The sequence below is a fragment of the Kothea flammea genome, from assembly GCF_052161645.1.
Classification (GTDB): domain Bacteria; phylum Planctomycetota; class Planctomycetia; order Pirellulales; family Pirellulaceae; genus Laterigemmans.
The window spans coordinates 1,206,904-1,224,478 of sequence record NZ_CP197414.1 but is presented as its reverse complement, the minus strand read 5'-3'; the positions used below and the strand labels follow the sequence as shown (position 1 = coordinate 1,224,478).

General features: G+C 57.2%; 14 protein-coding genes. 11 read left to right on the top strand and 3 right to left on the bottom strand.

Features of this window, described 5'->3' with window-relative positions:
• The first annotated feature begins 66 nt into the window (after window positions 1–66).
• The 4 genes from ftsH to SH139x_RS04295 all read left to right on the top strand — a co-directional run bounded on the left by ftsH (window position 67) and on the right by SH139x_RS04295 (window position 6,935).
• Window positions 67–2,178 carry an ATP-dependent zinc metalloprotease FtsH gene (gene ftsH / locus SH139x_RS04310; protein WP_488354057.1) on the top strand — a complete coding sequence of 704 codons (2,112 nt, stop codon included), beginning with the start codon at window positions 67–69 and terminating at the stop codon, window positions 2,176–2,178.
• A gap of 145 nt (window positions 2,179–2,323) precedes the next feature.
• Window positions 2,324–3,466: a ribosome small subunit-dependent GTPase A gene (gene rsgA / locus SH139x_RS04305; RefSeq protein WP_488354056.1), complete on the top strand. Its 1,143-nt coding sequence runs from the start codon at window positions 2,324–2,326 to the stop codon at window positions 3,464–3,466.
• Window positions 3,467–3,552: 86 nt separating this feature from the next.
• Window positions 3,553–5,595 (top strand): DUF1592 domain-containing protein, encoded by a 2,043-nt coding sequence (locus SH139x_RS04300; RefSeq protein ID WP_488354055.1) that lies wholly within the window; start codon window positions 3,553–3,555, stop codon window positions 5,593–5,595.
• A complete protein-coding gene (locus SH139x_RS04295) occupies window positions 5,592–6,935 on the top strand; it encodes a DUF1552 domain-containing protein (RefSeq protein ID WP_488354054.1) in 1,344 nt (447 codons plus the stop codon). Before SH139x_RS04300 ends, SH139x_RS04295 begins: the two co-directional genes overlap by 4 nt.
• Before the next feature lie 192 nt (window positions 6,936–7,127).
• Here SH139x_RS04295 and SH139x_RS04290 read toward each other — a convergent pair whose 3' ends face one another.
• Together SH139x_RS04290 and SH139x_RS04285 are read right to left on the bottom strand one after the other, a co-directional pair.
• Entirely contained in the window at window positions 7,128–8,102 is a 975-nt protein-coding gene (locus SH139x_RS04290; protein ID WP_488354053.1) for a polysaccharide biosynthesis/export family protein, read from the bottom strand.
• 175 nt (window positions 8,103–8,277) lie between these two features.
• Window positions 8,278–11,115 carry a translocation/assembly module TamB domain-containing protein gene (locus tag SH139x_RS04285; protein ID WP_488354052.1) on the bottom strand — a complete coding sequence of 946 codons (2,838 nt, stop codon included), beginning with the start codon at window positions 11,113–11,115 and terminating at the stop codon, window positions 8,278–8,280.
• Between the two features lie 224 nt (window positions 11,116–11,339).
• On the opposite strand from SH139x_RS04285, the gene rpsT reads away from it, so the two are divergent.
• Window positions 11,340–11,615, top strand: coding sequence for a 30S ribosomal protein S20 (gene rpsT, locus SH139x_RS04280; RefSeq protein ID WP_488354051.1), 276 nt, complete (start codon window positions 11,340–11,342; stop codon window positions 11,613–11,615).
• A gap of 91 nt (window positions 11,616–11,706) precedes the next feature.
• On the opposite strand, the gene trpE is transcribed toward rpsT, so the two are convergent.
• Window positions 11,707–13,200: an anthranilate synthase component I gene (gene trpE / locus SH139x_RS04275; RefSeq protein WP_488354050.1), complete on the bottom strand. Its 1,494-nt coding sequence runs from the start codon at window positions 13,198–13,200 to the stop codon at window positions 11,707–11,709.
• Window positions 13,201–13,421: 221 nt separating this feature from the next.
• On the opposite strand from trpE, the gene SH139x_RS04270 reads away from it, so the two are divergent.
• The 6 genes from SH139x_RS04270 to SH139x_RS04245 all read left to right on the top strand — a co-directional run bounded on the left by SH139x_RS04270 (window position 13,422) and on the right by SH139x_RS04245 (window position 17,571).
• On the top strand, window positions 13,422–13,934 hold the full coding sequence (locus tag SH139x_RS04270) for a UvrB/UvrC motif-containing protein (RefSeq protein WP_488354049.1): 513 nt from the start codon (window positions 13,422–13,424) through the stop codon (window positions 13,932–13,934).
• 15 nt (window positions 13,935–13,949) lie between these two features.
• Window positions 13,950–15,029: a protein arginine kinase gene (locus tag SH139x_RS04265; protein WP_488354048.1), complete on the top strand. Its 1,080-nt coding sequence runs from the start codon at window positions 13,950–13,952 to the stop codon at window positions 15,027–15,029.
• A 152-nt stretch (window positions 15,030–15,181) separates the two neighbouring features.
• The gene (locus SH139x_RS04260; protein WP_488354047.1) at window positions 15,182–15,694 is read left to right on the top strand and encodes an Hsp20/alpha crystallin family protein; all 513 of its coding nucleotides are present in this window, start codon (window positions 15,182–15,184) and stop codon (window positions 15,692–15,694) included.
• A 139-nt stretch (window positions 15,695–15,833) separates the two neighbouring features.
• On the top strand, window positions 15,834–16,430 hold the full coding sequence (locus SH139x_RS04255; protein WP_488354046.1) for an RNA polymerase sigma factor: 597 nt from the start codon (window positions 15,834–15,836) through the stop codon (window positions 16,428–16,430).
• Window positions 16,431–16,528: 98 nt separating this feature from the next.
• Window positions 16,529–16,756 (top strand): hypothetical protein, encoded by a 228-nt coding sequence (locus tag SH139x_RS04250; RefSeq protein ID WP_488354045.1) that lies wholly within the window; start codon window positions 16,529–16,531, stop codon window positions 16,754–16,756.
• Between the two features lie 185 nt (window positions 16,757–16,941).
• Entirely contained in the window at window positions 16,942–17,571 is a 630-nt protein-coding gene (locus SH139x_RS04245; protein ID WP_488354044.1) for a hypothetical protein, read from the top strand.
• Window positions 17,572–17,575: the final 4 nt, after the last annotated feature.

The following is a 17,575-nucleotide window of genomic DNA, read 5'->3' as shown; positions in this document are numbered from 1 at the left end:
CGCATGTTCTACTATTAGGTGTAGAACCTCGCATCGTCAGTTCCCCTCGAGAAGCCCGATGCTGCTGTGTCGGCGAGTCGGGCGGGGGTAGTTGGCGTCCTCGATGGAGTCGAAGAAAGGCTGGAGATGGAGAAACCGGAACAAGCCCCTCAAACGGGCGGCAACGACCCGAAGCAACCACGACGTGGCGCAAGCACTTGGCTGTTTGTACTAGCGATTGTGGCTGCCACAGTGTTGTTGTTTTCTCAGAGCTCAACACGTCGAACCTCGATCAGTTACGACTTCTTTTGGAAGGAACTCGATCGTGGGAACATTAAATTTATACAGGTCACTTCGGATCGGGTGGTCGGTCAATTCAAATCGACCCCCGACGTCATTCCTCAGCTGAAGGATGGCAAGCTGGTCGAACCGGAACCGAGCGAGCAAGCTGAAAAACCGCTCGATGATTTCACCACGATTCTGCCAGGGCCTCAAGCGAAGGAAGCGGTCACCGACAAGGCATTGGAGAAAGGGGTTTATTTTGAGGAGTTGCCGACAGACAACACCTTCCAGATGATCTCAACATTCTTGTTATTTGCCGTGCTGCTGGGGATACCGTTGGTATTCTTCATGATGTTGCGGCGGACTCGTAATGACATCATGGGTGGCGGCTTCTTGTCAGGCTTCAGCAAGAGTCCGGCGAAAAAATATGAAGGTGCCGATCAAGTCGTCACTTTCAACGAAGTCGCCGGTCTGGAAGGGGTGAAAGCCGATTTACAGGAAATCGTCGACTACCTCAAGTGTCCCGATAAATTTCGCAAGTTGGGCGGTCGCGTGCCCAAGGGCGTGCTGCTCAACGGGCCTCCCGGCACTGGGAAGACGTTATTGGCGCGAGCCGTTGCTGGCGAAGCGGGTGTCCCGTTCTTCTCAGTCAATGGTTCTGAATTCATTCAGATGTTCGTCGGCGTCGGAGCCAGCCGCGTGCGTGATTTGTTCCGCACCGCCAAGGATCAGAGCCCAGCGATCATCTTTATCGATGAAATCGATGCGGTCGGCCGTCAGCGGGGAGCGGGACTCGGCGGAGGCCACGATGAACGTGAGCAGACGCTGAACCAAATCTTGGGAGAAATGGATGGGTTTAGCCCCAGCCAGGCTGTCATTGTGGTGGCCGCCACCAACCGCCCCGACGTGTTGGACCCAGCCTTGCTGCGTCCTGGACGGTTTGACCGCCACGTCACGGTGGGCCGTCCCACGCTCAACGGACGCGAACAAATTTTCAAAGTTCACGTTCGCGATGTGCCGCTCGGCGACGACGTTGATTTAAGGCGTTTGGCCGCCGGTACGGTCGGTTTGACCGGTGCGGATATTCGCAATTTGGTCAATGAAGCCGCTCTTTGGGCAGCCCGTAACGACAAAAGCGAAGTTAACATGGAAGACTTCGACTACGCTCGCGACAAAATTTTGATGGGTGCCAAGCGGGAAGAGGTGCTGCAAGAGAGCGAGAAAGAGAAAACCGCTTATCATGAAGCGGGTCACACGCTGACATCCTGGTACCTGGACGGCAGTAACGTGGTCCACAAAGTCACAATCATTCCTCGTGGTCGCGCCTTGGGAGCCACTCAGTATCTGCCGGTGGAAGATCGGTTAAGCATTTCCAAACGCGAACTGGAACACCAGTTGATCGTGCTGCTCGGTGGCCGGGCTGCGGAAAAGATTATTTACAACGAAAGTACCGTGGGCGCTGAGAATGACCTGGAACGCGGCACCAGCATCGCCCGCCGCATGGTTACTCACTGGGGAATGAGCCCCAAATTGGGCCCGGTCAGCTATAAAACTTCAGACGAAGATCCCTTCCTGGGACGCGAAATTCACCAGCAACGTCACTTTAGCGAACACACGCAAGAGTTGATCGACAGCGAAGTCGCCCGGTTGCTGCATGAAGCCGAACTGGGAGCGGAAAAATTATTGACCGAACGTAGCGAGGAGTTGGAGCGTCTAACTAGGGCATTGATCGAAAAAGAAGAGCTGAGCGAAGCGGAGATCACCGAATTGATCGGACCTTCGATTCATGCTCAGAACATGAATGGCAAACAAAAGCCCGAAAAAACGATTGCTCCTGAGAGTGCCTCTGAACACAGCCCCGGCTCCGTCGTACCTTCCACTGTGGATGACCAGGGCGGCGACGAGACTGGCGAGTAAACACCTGGCCGAAAACGGTTAGCCGTGCCACGGTTAGCCGTTTTGGCGCTAGCCACGGTTAGCCTGGGGTGTCGCGTCGACTTGTGGAGGCGGCAATAGGGACAGTCGCTGGGCAGCAAAAAACTCCGGAATTTTGTAGGTCTGCATGGCTGAAAAACCGCATCGTCAAAAGACGCGTGCCGAGTTTCGCAAGAAGCATCAGGGAAAAGTCCGCCGGCGAGATCTCACCCGTGATTATCACGAAGGGGACTCCCCGGCGCTCGACGACGTGGTGCAGAGCGAGCGAGTCAGCGGCAAAGGGGAATTAACCCGTCGCCGCACCATTGTCGGTGATCACGCCGACCCTGATGACGCCGCCGGAATGTCTGTCCAATTGGAACAGGACCAATCGATCCTCAACGGGCGGGTGCTGAGCGTGCACGGACTGCAAAGTCGCGTCCTGGGGGAGGATGGAGTTGAGTACCGCTGCACCGTGCGGCAATTGCTCAAGTCGCTCGCCACCGACCAGCGCCACGTGGTCGCCGCCGGCGATCGTGTTGGCCTGCGGACCGCAAACGACCAGACTGCCACGATTGTCAAAGTTCAATCACGGGAGAGCACGCTGTGCCGCACCAGTCGCGGCCGCCAACATGTGATCGTGGCCAACGTCGACGTCCTACTGATCGTCGTCAGCGCCGCGCAGCCCGACCTGAAACCGGGGCTAATCGACCGCTTTTTATTGACCGCCGAACGGTTCGAGATTCGGCCTGTGGTCTGCATCAACAAAGTGGACTTGATCGACCAAGCCGCGTTACAACCGATTGTCGGCGTGTTTGCCCAAGCCGGTTACCCGGTGATTCTGACCTCCGCCGAAACAGGGCAGGGGATCGCGCATTTAAGAGCCTTGGTCGCGCGACGAGAAACTGTCCTGGCCGGTCAAAGCGGCGTCGGCAAGAGCACTTTGTTGAATCAAATCGAACCCGAGTTGGGTTTACGCGTGGGAGCGGTCAGCCGCGATAACGACAAAGGCAGGCATACCACCACGGCTGCCCAGCTGATTCCGCTGCGGGCTGGCGGATTTGTCGTCGACACCCCGGGCATTCGCCAATTCCAATTATGGGACATCAGTGGCCCCGAAGTAGCGGGTCTCATGCCTGACTTTCGCCCCTATGTCAGCCATTGCCGCTACCCTAACTGTCGGCATTTGGCGGAAGATGGCTGCGCGGTAAAAGAAGCGGTTGCCGATGGGCGAATCGATGCGCGACGTTATGATAGTTATTGCAACTTGATCGAAGAAGAACTCGCCTGAAATACGCTCGGCTCCCCGCTGGCCCCAGCTTGCTTGGCCGCGGGCCCCCGGCCTCAGCTTGCCCCACCTATTGCCCCCCGCCTGTCATGCTGTTCAAACGCCGCTTCGCCACGAAGCTCTTTTCGCGCCAGCCCGGCCCCCGTTCCAACGGCACGTTGTCGCGGGGGATGCTGCTGTTGCTCGCCAGTCTATCGCTGATCGCTGGCGGGCGAGCCTCGGCCGACGAACAACTGGCACGTTGGCAAGCGACGTATCAAGATGAAATTTTACCGATCTTGAAAGCGCGTTGTTGGGAATGTCACAATGCTGAGAATGCGGAAGGTGAATTTTCGCTTTCTCCCTTTGCCGACGGAGCGGCCGCCGCAGCCAAACTGGACGTCTGGGATCCGGTCGGCCGCCGGATTCGGCTCAATGAAATGCCCCCGGCGGGCAGTCCGGGGCTGAGCGATCCTCAAAAAGCGGCCCTGCAACGCTGGCTCGACACGCGTCCCAAGCAAGACCTCTGCAATCAGTTAGCCACCGATGAGACGCAGAGCTGGTATCGCGGTCACGTGATGAGCCGCCGGTTGACGCAAACCGAATACAGCCGCGCCATGCATGATCTCCTCGGCGTGGCGGTGCCCGCCAGCGTGGAACTGCCCTCCGATGGTGCCGGCGGAGAAGGCTTCGATACCACGGGGGACACGCTGTTCACTTCACCAGTGTTGATCGAAGCCTATTTGCGGGCGGCCGATCTGTTGGTCGACCACGTTGTCTTGGGAGAACCGCTCCCCGAGACGGCCCCGCCTGGAATGGCTGAAGACAACCCCAACGCCGGCTGGGCGATCCGCGACAGCGAGCTGTTGCGATGGGAGCCTGACGCCGAAGTTTCCGAGCCGAAAGTGCGGCAAGTGTTGGCCCAGTTTGCCGGACGAGCCTGGCGTCGGCCTCTCTCCCAGGACGAGCTTGACCGCTTGTGGGGACTTTACCAAGCCGAGCGGCAGCGGGGAGCGACAGCCCGCCGAGCGGCTGCCCAGTGCTGGAAAGCGAGTCTAGTCTCACCCAATTTTTTGTTCATCGTCGAGCGTGAATCAGAGAGCGGCGTCCAGCCCCTATCGGCTCATGAATTGGCCGCTCGCTTGGCTTTGTTTATCTGGTCCTCAGTACCCGATCAGGAATTGTTGTCGTTGGCCGATACGGGGGAAATCTTGCAACCCGATGTGATCCGCGGGCAAGTCACTCGCATGTTGGCCGACCCGCGAGCGGACGCGTTGGGAGCAAACTTTGGACTGCAATGGTTGGGATTAGCAGATTTAGCGCGAAAGATTCAGCCCGACGAAAGTTTGTTCCCTGAATTCGACCCAGAGCTGGTCGCCGACATGCGCCGCGAAGCAATCGCGACAATCGCTTCGGTTTTTCGTGATAACCAACCGCTCGATTACTTGATCTCAGCGCCGCAAGTTTATGCCAACCAACGCTTGGCCACTCATTACGGGCTCCCGTGGGAAGCGGCCGATGCGCAGTGGCAAGCCATTCCGGTAACCGATGGGCGGCGGGGTGGCGTGTTAACGATGGGCGCCGTGCTGGCCAGCACTTCCTATCCACGGCGGACCAGCCCGGTGCTGCGTGGTGCTTGGATTTTAGCGGAGGTACTTGGCGATGCGGTACCGCCGCCACCTCCCGGAGTGCCACCACTGGAAGAATCAACCACCGCCGAGGTGAGCCTCAGTTTGCGTCAACAGCTGGAGAAGCATCGCGAGAACAAGCAATGTGCTTCCTGCCACGATCGCATGGATCCGCTCGGTTTTGGACTGGAGAATTATGACGCCCTAGGCCGTTGGCGGGACCGCGAAGGTGAAACACCGATCGACGCCAGCGGCAAATTGCCAGCGGGTCAGAGTTTTGCTGGCCCGGCCGAGTTAAAGGCGGTGATTGGTCAACGCGGACCGGAGTTCCGACGCCATTTCGTCCGCAAGCTATTAGGCTTTGCCTTGGGACGGAAATTGAACAAATTTGATCAATGCGTGATTGATGAATGCATGAAGCAGTTAGACGAAAATGAGTACCGCGCCACTTGCGTGATCGAGACGATCTGCTTGAGCTATCCGTTCCGCCATCGTTATTACAAACCATCGGAGAGTGAATCATGACACTGCCTCAAAACCGCCTGCCACGTCGTAAGTTTTTGCGCGGTGCTGGCGTGGCCTTATCACTTCCTTGGTTGTCAACGCTGGGCGGGCGCGCCGCGCGGGCGGCAACCGCTGCGGCTACTCCGCCGATTCGCTCGGCATTCATTTATTTCCCCAACGGTGTGTGGGGAAAAGACTGGGTGCCGACCAGCGAAGGCAGCGACTATCCGCTCAGCCCCTCGTTGGAACCGCTGGCCGAAGTTCGCGAGCATTGCTTGGTGTTGACGGGACTCGATAAAAAGAACAGTCATGGGGGCGACGGCCACTATGCCAAGACGGCAAATTTCTTGACTGGCATGCCTGTCTCGAAAACAACGGGTAAGGACATCAGCAGCGGCGGGATTTCGATCGACCAATTGCTCGCGAAGCACGTCGGTGGTCAAACACCGCTGCCGTCATTGGAACTGGGGACCGAACCAGTAATCACGGGAGTCGACAGCAACGTTGGCTACACACGTCTGTATGGCTCTTCCATTTCCTGGGAAACGCCGCAGCGCCCGATGACCAAGGAAATCAATCCGCGAGTCGTTTACGAACGCCTGTTTGGCAAAGGCTTGGCCGCCAAGAATCAAGGTACGGAATCTTATCAGAACTTATTGGATTTTGTCCTTGAGGACGCGCGGAAGATTCGCGGCCAACTGGGGCGAGATGATCAGTTTAAGATGGACGAGTATTTAGATTCCGTGCGAGCTGTGGAACGCAGGATTGAGTTTGCCAACAGTGACCGCGAGGATGCTTGGGAACCGAGTACCGATCCTGCGGAGATCGCTCGCCGCAAACCTGGCGTACCGGCCGATTTTCGCGAGCACATTGATATCATGTTGGACTTGATGGTGCTGGCATTCCAGACCGATTCAACTCGCGTGTGTTCTTTGATGTTTGCCAACGATGTCTCGGGCAGAAACTTTTCGTTTGTCGATGGGGTATCTGGTTCGCACCACGAGCTGAGCCATCACGAGAACAAGGCAGAGAAAATTGAGCAGTATCAACGCATCAATCGCTGGCATGTCGAGCAGTTTGCCCGGATGTTGACGAAGATGAAAGCGGTGCAGGAGGGTGAAGGCACGCTGCTCGATCATTCGATGGTGGTATTTGGATCGAGCATGTCGGACGGCAATCGCCACGATCCCGACAATCTGCCGATCTTACTCGGCGGCACAGCGGGCGGGCGCATTCGCTCCGGCCGCCACATTGCCCACGGCGAAACTCCACTCTGTAATCTTTATCACAGCATGCTGGACATCCACGGTTTCCCCGTGGAGCGTTTCGGCGACAGCACCGGGCCGTTGGAGTTGAGCTAATTGTAAAGCGATTGTCCCCAATCGCTTGCGGGGTTGTTCAATGTAAAGCGATTGTCCCCAATCGCTTGCGGTACTGCAAACAGCTGGGGACAGCGGTTCTACAATGCAAACAGCTGGGGACAGCGGTTCTACAATACAAACAGCTGGGGACAGCGGTTCTACAATGCAAACAGCTGAGACAGCGGTTGACCGTTAGGGTATCGCTTCGATCGGCGTCTCGAACTGGAGCTCGCCGAGCTGCGGTGCTGGCACCGGCTCTTCGTTGATCATTGGGGGTGAAATCTTCGAAACTTCAGGCTGCGGCTCTACTTCGAGCTCCGCTGCCGGTTGCCGAAAATGTTCCCGAATCGTTCGAGGCAAAAAGGCAATTGGATTGGTGTAACTTGCTATCCCTGGATCGCAACAAGGTACTTGCCGCCCCTGGCAGTGCGAACAGCCTCTGCTGGCACGCCAAAACATCAGATCATCAAGACAGCCGCGGGAGGAAACAAAAATCCGATCGCCGGGCTGCATTTGATAATTCGTGGTGGTATCGCCGAGTTGGATGATTTCACGATAGCAGATTGGTAACACCACGCGACAGCCGCTGGGCGGGGTAGGGCGGGCCAGCAAGATCTTGCATGGTGCCGCATCGGAAGTTAAACCGCCGGCTGCCAGAATCGCATCGAGCACCGTCTCATGCCCGGTCAACGGATAGCTGCCTGGTGACGCGACGGAACCCAACACGTAAAACCGATGCACTGGTTCCAGTAAGCGAACATTCACGGTGGTGGCCGGCGCGCCGGCGGCCACGATCGTTTGTTCAATTAACTCCTCGGCGGTTTCCAGCGTCATCCCGGCCACCACTAACCGGCCAAAGCCGCCTAAATCAAGCGAACCATCGGCCATTACCACTTGATCCGCAGGGAGTATCACTTTGGCGTCTAACTCGACCGGCTCCAACAAGAGCGAATCACCTGGCTGGATAAAGTGTGCTGGCAACACTGTTTGGCTGAGTTCACGCGGCAAGTCCACACCCCGCGGTGCGTTGCTGAGCACTTGCTGAGCTTCGTTCGTCAGAAACTCACCCTCTGGATAAAGCGATAAGCCCAAGCTGCTACAGCCGGCAATGGCAAACAGACAGGATAAGACTCCGAGCCGCGTTACAAGGCCGAGCTGACGTAACATAGCTTCGCATCCGCAGGATTGTATGGAATAAACCACGAGAGGCACCCTGGGGTCCATCGGTCCTCGCGGTAGGCTCAACCCAGGATTCTGATGAGTTCCCTACAATCGTTATGACTGGCAAGCAGATCGGCACTGCGGAGGGGAATACCACAGCGCCAGACGGGCTAACCTGCCATCATTGCTGGGCTAAGCCAACAGCCCCCGGCACTGGCACTGGCAACAGGGCGGCGGTTGCCTCGCGAAGCAAGTAGCCGGCGGTCGCTTCGCGAAGCGTGCGAAGTGATTGCAAACGCACGCTGGGACGCGTCAGCGGGCCACGGAGGGTGACATAGATATTACGGTCGCTGAGCGCCCGATTGATCCGAATCAAGACTGAGATCGGCGTGGCGGGCAAAGCCACCGCTTCGGCGATCGACATCAGGGCCAAGTTTTGGGCTTCAAAGTTACCCGTTGAAATCAAAGCGTCGACCTTCAAGCTGGCGTTCGCCAAATTGACCGCGCCGCTAGCCGAAACGCGAGCCCGATCGCTGAGCAACCAGAATTGATCCAAGCGAAAGATGCCGCTGCCGATCGTGCCACGCAAGCGGCCAGAGTCAAACTGAGTACCGACCAACGACAAGGATCCGAGATACGCTTGGGCACCGATCAATCCGGGGACAGCCCGCGCCGCCGTATTGCTGAGCCGCGCATCGAGCACGCCTCGCAAATCGGCAACCGATTGAATTGCTCGCCCCGTTAAAATGAGTTTGCCGTCGATCTGACCGCGGGCATAACCGCCCACTTGCTGGCTGAGAGGATTCATCAAGCGGTCAAAATCAAACCGCTTGGCCTCCCAAGTGCTGGCCAAATCGATCGCCCCTGGTCGCCCGCTGGATGAATCAAGCCGCGCGTCACCAAACAGTTCGCCACCCTGCAGACTGCTGGTGATCGAGCCCAAACGAATCGACCAACCTCGCAAGTCTGTGGCTGCGGTGGCGGTCAGGCTGGCCCGCGCGTTGCCGAGGGCAAACGTGGATAACCGCGCATCACGCAACTGCAGATTCCCCCGCGCCGTGACTTGCGTTGCCAACTGGATTATCACAGCGCCCGTCAAACGACCGCCAGCCCAACTGTCTCCCTCTTTCCACAACGACCCCAACACACTTTGCAAATCGACTCCCGCCAAACGCGCCCGTAACTGCCCCGCCAACGCCTCGCCCTCAGCGGGAAGCGGAATCGACCCGCTGACCAGCACGCGACCGCCACCCACTTCGCCACTCAAAGTGACAACACGCAGCTGCTCGGGAGTCAGCTGCAGATCGAGTTGCAGACGACGCGCGAGGGCATTGCCTTGCCAAACAAACTGAGACAAAGTGGCCGACACATCAATCTGCGTTTGCTGGGCCAGCTCGGTCGCCGTATCGACCGTGAAGGAACCACCGAACAACTCGCCGCGACCACTCAGCTCGAGCCGACCTTGATCAGCCGTCAGCGTTAGCTCTGCATTCCCCAACGGAGCTTCATTCAGGACGATGTTATCCAGCACCACTTGAGCAGTTCCCTGATGGGCTGCGGGTTGCTGCAGCTGATTGGCCGGCACCAGCCAATCAATTTCGCCACTGGTGGTCAATCGCAAACGAACATCTGCGGGCAACCACCAATCTTGTCCAGCCAATTGCGGCTGGAGCGATTGCCAGCTTAAGACCAAGCGGTGCGAGCCGCCGTCAACAAGTGCCAATTCCGCTGAACCACTGAGTGAGCCACCAAACAGTTCCGCGTCGAGCTGCTGCAGTGATAAAGCCTCTTCAGCCCAACGGTAACTGCTCTGCAGCCGCTCCAGCAACATTCCTGGCGGGACGGTCGATAAACGGTTCGCCAATCGAAAGGTGTTTTCATTAAACTCCAAGTCATGCTGGATTAACCCCAATTGGACACCGAATGCCGTGAGATCTGGCGAAGCGACTCGACCAGAAAATTGCCACTGCGAATTTGGGCCCAGCTGGTCTCCCAGCCGACCTTCAGCTTGCAGATCAAGATCCAACTTACCAGCCAGCGGAACCGAGTCCTCCAGCGTTGCCAACCGAGCCAGCGAGGCCAGCGGTAAATCATTGCCGCGGACTCTCAGATTGAAATCGCGTGCTTCGATTAGGTTCACATCGAGGCTAGCAGCCAAGCGAATGCTTGAATCGTCCACCGCACCAAGTCGCAGCGACTCGGCCTGCAGCCGACCATCATTGAGAAAAACGGGGCCGGTCACAGCGGTTAACGCCAACGAATCCCCAAACCCTAAACGATCACCACGAAGATTGGCGTTGGCCGTCCAAGCACGGGGCACGTCGACCGCTTCGAGCGGCACCTCAAAAGCCAACTGACCACTCACAAAACCACGCAGCGCAGGCTCGGCTGCTGACGAAGCAGCCGTGAAGAGTTCATACAGCGGACGCAGGGCGAGCGATTCGGCTGTGAACTGGCCTGCAAACTGGCCGCTTGGCACTAACTGCAAAGAGGCCGTTCCAGTTAGAGTACCTGCAGCTTGATCAGCGGCGGTCGTTTGCAAATCACCCCAACCGGTTGTCAGCTCGGTCAGCTGCAGAACACCTTGCTTGTAGGCCAAACGCGTGTTGAGCTGCCGCAGCAGGAGCGATTCCAGCTGCAAACTTGGCGAGGTCAGCGTCCCGTCGAAACGATAGGCCTTGGCATCTCGCAGGGCGTTGAGCGGAACCGAGACTGTGAATCGCACACTGACTTCACCCTCAGCCTCAACAGGAATCTCAATTCCGAATTGGCGAAGTCGTCCGAGCAGGTTCCGAATATCAATCGAATCAAAGGACCAATTTGTCGTCCAGTAGCGAATCCTTTGGGCTGGCCCAGCTTCAGCCTGTGGAAGATTTCCTTCAGCCTGTGGAAGATTTCCTTCAGCCTGTGGAGTATTTGCTGGCAACTGCTGGGCATTGGCCTGACCATGAAACCCGAGCGAGCAGACCATCAGACCGGCAGCTAGTACAGCGAATAACGGTCGTAGCGGTTGTGGCATAGCGAAAACTGGTTCCAAGAGGAATTGGAGGTCCTGTCCACAAAGGTTTAGGTTGAGCATGGACAGAAAGCAAACAGGGCAACTGTTATTCCTCAAGCACCAAAATCAACAATTCGCCACTTACCGCTCGGCTGGACTGGACAGGGTGAAGCGGTTCGGGCATAATTCGTGGCTCTGTTGCGTGCTTTCCCCCTTTCCCTACATTCTTGACGTCCCGTTCTGCGATGCCCAATTCAGCTAGCGCTAAAAAAGACCTCCGTCAAAATCAAGTTCATCGGATGCGTAACCGAGCGGTTCGCAGTAAGATGCGGGCTCAGGTTTCCAAAGTACGCACCGCCGTCAAAGATGGCGATTTTGAACTTGCCGATGCGGAATTTCGCTTGGCCGCACGAAAGCTTGACCAAGCTGGCTCCAAGAACATCATCCACAAGAACGCTGCCGATCGCACGAAAAGTCGCCTTTCGCACTTGATCAAGACAGCTAAAGCTGCCGCCAAGTAATCGATCCGGGTACAACGCCGCAGCCAGCTCCAGTTAGCTGGCTGTTTTTGTTGGCGGACTTACCTGCGAGTGGCGCACCTAATCGGCTGCCTTAAAGCCCCAGCCTGGCATGGGTAAGCTCAATCGCGCGAATCAAACCCTGCGCCTTGTTCACCGTCTCTTCGTACTCAGCATCCGGGTTGCTGTCAGCGACCACGCCGCAACCGGCTTGCACATCGAAGGCCCCCAGCCGCACGACCATCGTCCGCAGTGCGATACAAGTGTCCATATTGCCGCGATAGTCAACATAGCCGACCGCGCCCCCGTAAGGGCCCCGGCGATGCGGCTCAACTTCGTCGATGATCTCCATGGCTCGCACCTTAGGAGCACCTGAAACGGTCCCCGCCGGCAGACAGGCCTTGAGCGCATCAAAAGCATCCAGCCCATCCCGCAAACGCCCCCGCACTTCGCTGCTGATATGCATCACGTGGCTGTATCGCTCGACCACCATCACTTCGGTTAGCTCGACGGAACCGAACTGGGCCACGCGACCGACATCGTTGCGCCCCAAGTCGACCAGCATCACATGCTCCGCCCGTTCCTTGGGATCGGCCAACAACTCTCGCTCGAGGGCGAGATCTTCCGCTTCGTTCGCCCCTCGGCGACGCGTTCCCGCCAAGGGGCGGACCGTCACGCTGCGATCTACCACGCGGCACATAATCTCCGGTGAACATCCGATCAATTCACAATCGGGAGTGCGGACAAAGAACATAAACGGGCTGGGATTAACAACCCGCAGGGAGCGATAAACCTCCAAGGGAGCGGCCGTCGAACTGACGCGAAACCGCTGGCTGGGAACGACTTGAAAAATATCCCCCGCGCGAATGTAATCAATGCACGTCCCCACCGCTTTGGCGAACGATGCCCGCGTGAAATTCGATTCAATCTCAAGCGGCTGCTGGGGTTGACCTCCGACATCGGCCATCGACGGCGTTGGTAACGGCTGACTGAGTTGGGCGACGACCTGATCAATTCGCTGGCAAGCAGCTTGGCGAGCCGCAGCGGGTGAGTCGAAATCGGCCGGACGAGCCAGCGCCAGCACCGTCATCGTCTTGGTCACGTTGTCAAACGCGACCACCGTGTGGTAGAGCGAGAAATCAAAATCGGGTAGATCGCGGTCATCCTGCGGTGAATTAGGTAAAGCCTCCACATAGCGAACGACATCGTAACCGGCGTAACCGACGGCACCGCCGGTAAAGGGGGGCAGGCCCTCAAACTGGGCAACATCATGACTCAAAAAACGGCGAAAATGATCCAGTGGATCGTCGACCGTCACTTGTTGCGACTCACCCGAGGCAAGCGCAGTAATTTGCACTTGGTTGCCACGAGCGGCATAGCGAATCACAGGGTGAATGGCCAAAAAACTGAACCGGCCCACTTTCTCCCCCCCCACAACGCTCTCGAAGAGGCAAGCTGGCGAGCCGTCGTCGAGCAATTCGAACGCGCTCACAGGAGTCAGCCAATCGCTCAGCAGCTGCCGATAAACCGGAACATATTCGTGTTGGCTAGCCGCGTGGGCGAAAGTTTCCGGATCAGGCAGATGCATAATATTCGAGGGCTGGGAAGTGAAGCGAGGAGTCCAGTCACAGTGGCAAACTTAATCCTTTGCTGCCTCGATGTCAGCTGGTCGCATGGTTGACAGTCCAAGGGGCACCGATAGAATCGCTAAGCTTTGCAAAGAAGGCAAAGCAAGTTTGTTTTCTTTCACTAGTTTAGGGCAGTTGATCAGTCACGTCATTGCCCGCAAGCGTTGGGGTGTGCGCTGCCATGAAGTGCCAGCACTGTGAAAAGCCAGCCACTTTCCACATCACCGAGCTAACAGAGCCATCGGGACCACAGATTCTTCACCTGTGTGAAGAGCACGCCCGCAGCTACCTCTCCCCAGAGTCGTCCACACCAGCCGCTTCGGTGGCCACCGTGTTGGCGAAACAATTAAAATTAGGCCAAACCGCTGACGAACTAGCCAAGCTCGATCAGCAAGAGTGTCCGGTCTGCGGAATCACCTTTTTTGACTTTCGCAACGCTGGCCGATTGGGGTGTCCGTATGATTACACGGTCTTCGAAAAAGATTTGATCCCCCTGTTGGTGAATATCCACGACGCCCAAGAACACCGAGGAAAGCGTCCTAAACGGATCGCCCCGTCGGCCGATCGCCAAGCTGAATTAATTCGCTTGCGGAGGGAAATGGAAGAAGCGATTGAGCAAGAGAAATACGAGCGGGCATCCGAAATTCGTGATCGGCTGCAAGAATTGGAACGCGACACGCCAGACGCCCAGTAGAATCAGGAAATTGCAGTGCAGGCAAACGGGGAACTCAACGAATTGGCCGGTCGCTGTGGCGAATGGTTGCGGGGGACGGGTCCCGAGTCGGACATCGTCATCAGCAGCCGGATTCGACTCGCGCGGAACTTGGCCGAATACCCGTTTGTGCGGCGAGCCAGCACGGAAGATCGCCAAGCGATCGAGCGGACCGTCCGCTCGCGAATGGACAAAATCGAAGGCTGGGAATCGGTTCGCTATATCGACGTGGCCCGGCTCAGCGAAGTCGATCGGCAACTGTTGGTGGAACGCCAATTGGTCAGTCGCGAGCTGGCCGATTCCGAAGGCCCCCGCGCCGTGGCGATCGACCCTGACGAACAGTTCAGCGTGATGATCAACGAGGAGGATCATCTGCGGATCCAGGTTATGCACAGCGGGCTCAGCCTCAAAGCGGCTTGGGAACAGATTGATGGACTGGACGATTTACTGGAAGGCTCAATCAGCTACGCCTTCCACCCTAAGTACGGCTACTTGACCGCTTGCCCCACCAACGTCGGCACTGGCTTGCGAGTCAGCGTGATGCTGCATCTTCCAGCCTTGGTGATCACCCGCCAAATCGACAAGGTCTTTCGCAGCTTGCAGAAGATCAGCGTCACGGTGCGAGGACTCTACGGCGAGGGCTCGCAGTTCATGGGAGACTTTTATCAAGTCAGCAACCAAATCACACTCGGCAGGAGCGAGCTGGAATTGGTCGAGCAAGTCAGCGAAGTCGTCCCGGTTTTGATTGATTACGAACGTCGCGCTCGGCAATTCCTGGTCGAACAGAGTGAGCAAGATTTGCACGATGACGTCAGCCGCGCTTTTGGAATTCTCTGCACGGCAAAGAAAATCAGTAGCGAAGAGACCATGTACTATCTCTCCAAAGTGCGAATGGGGATCAATCTCGGCCTGATCCCCGACTTGACGGTCACCACGATTAACAAGCTGTTCATCCACACCCAACCTGCCCACTTACAGAAATTACGAGGCCGTCTGTTGGGCACGGTAGACCGCAATATCGAACGCGCTTCCTATCTGCAAAGCCACCTCGGCAACGGCCCGGCTGAACTCAACTAGCAAAAGCCCGATTCGCCGACCACAAGAACTGGCACAGTTGTTGCTTCCCGCATCCATTCGCTGGCCAATTTGCCATTTTGGCAAATCAAAATCACCAGCATTGTGCGGCGCCGCACTGTTTTCGTTTCCTGTTCACTGTGGAGAGCAAACTGATGAATCGAATGCTACTAGGCAACCCCCGTTTTTTGCGAACCTTGGGCGGCATGGCAGACCTCGAGCAAGTCATGGATCGATTCCTGCGCGACGTTCCAGAAGGTTCCGATGCCGTTTTTGCACCAAGTTTGGACATTGCCGAACGGGAGCAGTCTTATGAGGTGACGGTTGACTTACCTGGTGTGAAGCCCGAAGACATCCGCGTCGAAATGATTGAGGATCGCCTCACAATCGCCGGCTCGCGGGAGTCGAAGCATGAAGAGAAGGGCAAGCAGTTCCATCGCATCGAGCGTTCCACGGGGGCCTTTTCTCGCACCGTGATCCTGCCCGCTTTTGTTGATTCCGACAAGATCGAAGCTTCCTACGAAGAGGGCGTGCTGCACATCTCCCTCCCCAAAGCGAAAGCCCACCAGCCACGGCGAATCCAAATTAACTCCCCCGGTGGCCAAAAACGCCAAGACGTCGAAACCGTAACATCCGGTGATGGCGAGCCGGCGAAGAGCAAAAAGTAGTGATTGCTCGCAGAAATTGTGAAATCCCATCTACGGAGAGGCGAGATCCAGTTTAGAATAGGAACTCCGGCGGCCCCTGATGGGCTCACCGGAGACTCCTTTTCTAAATTGATCACTGTTTCTGGGATGGCGATTTCTAGTGGCGGACGATGCGGAGCTGATCGAGGCTGCCCTCACCGGCGACCGGACTGCGTTCGAAGGATTGGTGCTTCGCTATCAAGATCGCCTCTACGCCGCCATGGTCCAAGTGGTGGGCTCTGCCGACGAAGCTGAAGATGTGGTCCAGGATGCTTTCGTCCGCGCATTCCTTAAACTCGACACCTTTCAAAACAACAGCCAATTCTTTACCTGGCTGTATCGGATCGCTTTCAACAGCGCGCTGAGCCGAATGCGACGCCGCAAAACGACCACTTCGCTCGATCAAGCGCGCGAAGCGGTGGGCGACGAACCGGTCGATCAAATTGCCGGTCCCGACGAACGTTTATTGCAACAGGAACGGGTGCAAATGGTGCAAAAAGCGCTCGGGCAACTCAGCCCCGATCACCGTGCCATCCTGGTGCTACGGGAAATGGAAGATCACGCCTACGAACAAATCGCCGAGATCCTCAACATCTCGATCGGCACCGTGCGGAGTCGGCTCAGTCGTGCTCGCAGCCAACTGAAGACCGTGCTGGAAGAACTCGAAGAAGCGGAAAACTCTCCGCAGCCGGCCCGCGATACCAACCGCCTTCCGTAAGACGGGGCTCCTGGCCCGTCTTGTTCAGATGGCTACGATTTGCTAACTGAGCAGCAAAGCCCTGGGGGTCCTGAAGTTGCTCAAGGAGATCGCGACAAGTGGCCGGTAATCGCCTCAACCTCACCAATGGCGGGGAACCTCCCGAAGAGCCCAGAAAGAGTCGTCCGTTTCTGGGCGCCCGCTTTGCCTGCTGCGGTGTCTACGCACGGATCTATCGCAACCGTCAAGCGACCGCCTACGAAGGCCATTGCCCCCGCTGCGCCAAACCAATCAAGATCCACATCGGCCCCGGTGGCGGTTCGGCAAGGTTCTTCGAAGTCAGCTGAGTGGGCTTTTAGTGCCGGCGGGGTTGTGCTGGGTGAGCTCGATTTGGTAACAGACTTTTTTCAACTTTTGCGGATCACTCAGGAGCGATGGTGCGGGCGTGCAAAGCGAATATAAAGTCAGCCGGTGTTCACGCCGTTGTCATTCGCTCGATCGCCCCCTGGCACCAGGCGAATGGTACTACTCGGTGGTCTCAGAATCAGCAGATGACTCCTTAGTGCGGATTGATATATCCGCCCAGGCCTGGAATGGGCCACCGGAAGGAACCGTGGGATGGTGGAAAAGCAGGATGCCGGAAGCGGGCCAGCGAAAATTGAAACTGGCTCCCGATGCGCTGTTGGTCGACCTGCTGAAACAATCCGAGCCACCTCCTTCAGCCTGCCCGCAACTCCCAGCATCACAAATTCACTTGGCCGAACTGGAAGACTTACCCGAGGAAGAACTGCCGGGGGAAGAAATACCGGAAGGCGAATCAGCAACTGGCGAGTCGGCCAGCGACTACCTTGCCGACGAACACGACGAAACGCTGCAGCTCGATCCACAAGTTCGCTATCTGCTGGCGCTTACGCTACTCAGGCGTCGCGCATTACGACAACTCGATTCACAACCAGAGCTTGCTTCCCAGGGCGACTCGTCCCTGGCCGACGCCAACGAGCAATCCTCGGCTCACGATCTGACGCCAGGCCAACAGACAATAGCGCTCGAGGTGATAGCCGACGGGACGATCGTGAACGTCGATCCGCAGCCAATCAGCGCCAAAGAGTTGGCCAAGATCAGCGACCAGCTGGCGGAACTGCTGTACTGCGAAGCCGACTGAGCGA